2 protein-coding genes are annotated in these 2,347 nt (G+C 41.0%); both read left to right on the top strand.

Going from position 1 to position 2,347, the window contains the following annotated elements; translation table 11 throughout:
• A partial coding sequence (locus tag J3U42_RS12155) for a ShlB/FhaC/HecB family hemolysin secretion/activation protein (RefSeq protein WP_324169873.1) occupies positions 1-650 on the top strand: 650 nt, incomplete at its 5' end.
• Between the two features lie 88 nt (positions 651-738).
• On the top strand, positions 739-2,347 hold a 1,609-nt coding region (locus tag J3U42_RS12150), incomplete at its 3' end, for a filamentous hemagglutinin N-terminal domain-containing protein (RefSeq protein ID WP_267336596.1).

Genomic DNA, 2,347 nt, shown 5'->3' with positions numbered 1-2,347 from the left:
AATCGCATAACTATATCAATAATACGGAGCTTGAAGTTCAACAGCGCAAAACCACACATTGGCAATTGGGTTTACAGCATCGACATTATATTAAAGATATCACGTTAGATGCGGGTATAACTTACCAAAAAGGCGTACGTTGGTTTAATGCTAAAAAAGCGCCGGAAGAAAAAAGCCCGGAAAATAGCGGCAGTCCCCTGTCAGAGATCTTTTTAGTTAACTTTTCAGCCAATGTCCCATTTAGTTTGGCTGAGCAACCGTTTCGCTATCGATTAGATTATCAAGGGCAATATACCCGAGGCGGGGATTTAACCTCACCCGAACAGTTTTCAATCGGCGGACGTTGGAGTGTACGCGGTTTTGATGGCGAGCTTACCTTGAAAGCCGATCGAGGCTGGTATTTACGTAATGAGTTTGCCTGGCAGGCACCGTTTAATCACGAGCCTTATCTGGGTATTGATACCGGTGAAGTATCCGGTACCAAAAGTGAGTACCTGCTTGGCCGGCATTTAACCGGTGGCGTAGTTGGTGTGCGGGGCAATAATTATGGATTCTATTATGACGTCTTTGCCGGTAAGCCAATTCGCAAACCGAAAGGATTTAAAACCAATCCATTGACGTTAGGCTTTAATATCAATTGGAATTATTAACTGAGTATTGCGTGAATTACACATCGTATACCCGACCAGTTATACATGGAAATAAGTAATAAACAGAATGGAATGAAGGAATTAAAAAATGAATAAGCACCTATATCGAGTCATTTTTAATAAAAAACGCGGTATCCAAATGGTTGTCGCCGATATTGCTAAAACGCCTAATGGTCATGAAAAAGCCAATAAAGAAGATAAACAATCATTATTCAAATCCTGTTTATTTGCATTGCAACCGATAAGCTTATTCGTATCTATCTCGTTAGGCTTTGTATCCATCATCTCACCAGCCTATGGTAATAATATTGTTGTTGATAATCAGGCAAATAAAAATCAGCAACCGCAAGTGATCTCGGCGGCTAATGGTGTCACCCAAATTAATATACAAACGCCGAATAATAAAGGTCTTTCACACAATAAATACACCCAATTTGATGTCTCACAGCAAGGGGTAATTTTAAACAACAGCAGCAAAATCAATCAAACCCAGATTGGCGGTTATGTTCAAGGTAATGAAAACTTAAAAACAACCGGTCCGGCTAAAATTATCTTAAATGAAGTCAATTCACGTAATCCAAGCCAACTAAATGGCGTGATTGAAGTTGCCGGCCAAAAAGCGCAAGTGATTATCGCTAACCCTTCGGGTATTACCTGTCATGGTTGTGGCTTTATTAACGCTAATCGAGGCACCTTAACCACCGGTACCCCGACTCTCGATAATGGTGAATTAACCGGTTACCGGGTTGAACAAGGACATATTAATGTCACCGGCAAAGGGCTCGATAGCTCAACGCAAAGCTATACCGATTTAATTGCCCGCTCAGTATCGATTAATGCTGCGGTATGGGCAAATGAAGCCAATGTTATCACCGGTAAAAATCAAGTCAGCCGTGATACCAAAAACGTTACTGCGTTAGACGGTACTCATACCGAAGATAAACCCGAAGTATCGATCGATGTTTCACAATTTGGCGGCATGTATGCCGGTCAAATCAACATGATTGGTACCGAAAAAGGCGTTGGGGTACACAATGCCGGCGAACTTGGCGCAAGCTCAGATAATATCGTGATTCGTGCAGACGGAAAAATTATTAATACCGGTACATTACAAGCGCAGAAAGATATCACCTTAAACAGTCAGCAAGATATCACTAATCGCCGTCAGATCTACAGTAAACAAAATATTAAATTAAATAGTCAAAATGCGATCACCAATGAAGGGGCAATCATCGCTCAACATGATATTACTTTAAATGCCCAAAAAATCGACAGCACTGAGGCAAGTCGAGTTGCCGCCGGCATTAATGAGCAAGGAAAACTGATCCATAATAAAGGCAATATTTCCGGCACCGCAAATGACATCAATTTCAACGGTAAAAACAGTGCCGGCCAGACACTATCGCTCAATGCCAAGAACAATCTGAATCTTAACAACAGTCAAACTTATGCCAATAAGCTGCATTTGACCGGTGAAGAGAATATTTCTCTCAATTCGGCAAAAATTCAGACAGAGCAACAATTACAGTTATCAAATAACCAACAAATCGATATTGATAACGCAACAGTGCAAGCTAAACAAGGGATTGAAATACAAACCAATAAGCTCACTGCCGACCATAGCCAACTGTTAGCGCAAGAGTCTATCACCTTAAAAGCAGATCAAATAAAAGCGCAAGCAGCAGACCTTAACACTA

It is taken from the genome of Gilliamella sp. B2923, from assembly GCF_026536565.1.
In the GTDB taxonomy this organism is placed as follows: Bacteria; Pseudomonadota; Gammaproteobacteria; order Enterobacterales; family Orbaceae; genus Gilliamella.
This window is presented reverse-complemented; position numbering and strand designations above follow the sequence as displayed.